This window comes from Pseudomonas sp. TWP3-1, assembly GCF_049896625.1.
Lineage (GTDB): Bacteria > Pseudomonadota > Gammaproteobacteria > Pseudomonadales > Pseudomonadaceae > Aquipseudomonas.
Genome location: NZ_JAFCUQ010000039.1, coordinates 3569 through 5429, shown reverse-complemented (window position 1 = coordinate 5429; position 1861 = coordinate 3569). Strand labels below are relative to the sequence as shown.

The 1861-nt window shown below is 52.3% G+C and carries 1 rRNA gene (only partly in view); it reads right to left on the bottom strand.

What is annotated here, in order from left to right:
• Positions 1 to 134 precede the first annotated feature (134 nt).
• Positions 135 to 1861 (bottom strand): 23S ribosomal RNA (locus tag ACP7BN_RS27615) (it continues 1259 nt past the right edge of the window).

The window sequence follows — 1861 nt, the reverse complement described above, 5'->3', positions numbered from 1 at the left end:
CTCGCTTCAGCAAATTGGGTATGTGACAGCTTTCGGTGTTTTTGCGAGATCGAACTTTCGGTTCATTGCGTCTTCACACACCGCAATCTGGTTGCTCTGGTTTAGAGAGCCGACGCAAATTGCTTGGGTGTTATATGGTCAAGCCTCACGGGCAATTAGTATTGGTTAGCTCAACGCCTCACAGCGCTTACACACCCAACCTATCAACGTCGTAGTCTTCGACGGCCCTTCAGGGAACTCAAGGTTCCAGTGAGATCTCATCTTGAGGCTAGTTTCCCGCTTAGATGCTTTCAGCGGTTATCTATTCCGAACATAGCTACCCGGCAATGCCACTGGCGTGACAACCGGAACACCAGAGGTTCGTCCACTCCGGTCCTCTCGTACTAGGAGCAGCCCCTCTCAAATCTCAAACGTCCACGGCAGATAGGGACCGAACTGTCTCACGACGTTCTAAACCCAGCTCGCGTACCACTTTAAATGGCGAACAGCCATACCCTTGGGACCGGCTTCAGCCCCAGGATGTGATGAGCCGACATCGAGGTGCCAAACACCGCCGTCGATATGAACTCTTGGGCGGTATCAGCCTGTTATCCCCGGAGTACCTTTTATCCGTTGAGCGATGGCCCTTCCATACAGAACCACCGGATCACTAAGACCTACTTTCGTACCTGCTCGACGTGTCTGTCTCGCAGTCAAGCGCGCTTTTGCCTTTATACTCTACGACCGATTTCCGACCGGTCTGAGCGCACCTTCGTACTCCTCCGTTACTCTTTAGGAGGAGACCGCCCCAGTCAAACTACCCACCATACACTGTCCTCGATCCGGATAACGGACCTGAGTTAGAACCTCAAAGTTGCCAGGGTGGTATTTCAAGGTTGGCTCCACGCAGACTGGCGTCCACGCTTCAAAGCCTCCCACCTATCCTACACAAGCAAATTCAAAGTCCAGTGCAAAGCTATAGTAAAGGTTCACGGGGTCTTTCCGTCTAGCCGCGGATACACTGCATCTTCACAGCGATTTCAATTTCACTGAGTCTCGGGTGGAGACAGCGCCGCCATCGTTACGCCATTCGTGCAGGTCGGAACTTACCCGACAAGGAATTTCGCTACCTTAGGACCGTTATAGTTACGGCCGCCGTTTACCGGGGCTTCGATCAAGAGCTTCGCGTTAGCTAACCCCATCAATTAACCTTCCGGCACCGGGCAGGCGTCACACCCTATACGTCCACTTTCGTGTTTGCAGAGTGCTGTGTTTTTAATAAACAGTCGCAGCGGCCTGGTATCTTCGACCGGCATGAGCTTACGGAGCAAGTCCTTCACCCTCACCGGCGCACCTTCTCCCGAAGTTACGGTGCCATTTTGCCTAGTTCCTTCACCCGAGTTCTCTCAAGCGCCTTGGTATTCTCTACCCAACCACCTGTGTCGGTTTGGGGTACGGTTCCTGGTTACCTGAAGCTTAGAAGCTTTTCTTGGAAGCATGGCATCAACCACTTCGTCGTCTAAAAGACAACTCGTCATCAGCTCTCGGCCTTAGAATCCCGGATTTACCTAAGATTCCAGCCTACCACCTTAAACTTGGACAACCAACGCCAAGCTGGCCTAGCCTTCTCCGTCCCTCCATCGCAATAACCAGAAGTACAGGAATATTAACCTGTTTTCCATCGACTACGCTTTTCAGCCTCGCCTTAGGGACCGACTAACCCTGCGTCGATTAACGTTGCGCAGGAAACCTTGGTCTTTCGGCGTGGGTGTTTTTCACACCCATTGTCGTTACTCATGTCAGCATTCGCACTTCTGATACCTCCAGCAAGCTTCTCAACTCACCTTCACAGGCTTACAGAACGCTCCTCTACCGCATCACC